This window comes from Pseudomonas avellanae BPIC 631 (assembly GCF_000444135.1).
Taxonomy (GTDB): domain Bacteria; phylum Pseudomonadota; class Gammaproteobacteria; order Pseudomonadales; family Pseudomonadaceae; genus Aquipseudomonas; species Aquipseudomonas avellanae.
In genome coordinates this window covers 1-462 of sequence record NZ_ATDK01000157.1, presented here as the reverse complement: position 1 = coordinate 462, position 462 = coordinate 1, and the positions used below count along the sequence as shown (strand labels likewise).

1 pseudogene is annotated in these 462 nt (G+C 53.7%); it reads left to right on the top strand.

The features are described 5' to 3' along the window. Positions 1-68: 68 nt before the first annotated feature. A pseudogene (locus DW49_RS0107565) lies at positions 69-359 on the top strand (GDP-mannose 4,6-dehydratase); the annotation flags it as partial. Positions 360-462 lie beyond the last annotated feature (103 nt).

Below are 462 nucleotides of genomic sequence, written 5' to 3'. Positions count from 1 at the left end.
TTTTCGAAATAAGTTACCCATAACCTGCAAGCTAAGCTATTGATAAGATTTGAATTTTCCGTTAGTTGGTGGCTGATTTTTTCGAAAACAGTACACTAGTCACAGGCGGAGCCGGCTTCATCGGTTCGAATTTCGTTCTGCAGTGGTGCGCTCGCAACAACGAGCCGGTGTTGAACCTGGATGCGCTGACCTACGCTGGCAACCTGGCCAACCTGCAGTCGCTTGAAGGCAGTGAGCAGCATCGCTTCGTACATGGCAACATCGGTGATGCCGAGCTGCTGACGCGGCTGTTTGCCGAGCATCGGCCGCGAGCTGTGGTGCATTTTGCGGCAGAGTCGCATGTGGACCGCTCGATCACCGTAAGCGCCTCATGAACCCCACATTCCAGTCCTGCAATTGAAGCTTGATGCTGTGCTCCAAATTCTTTTCAGGAGCCAGCCCCCATGATGCGACCCGACGCCA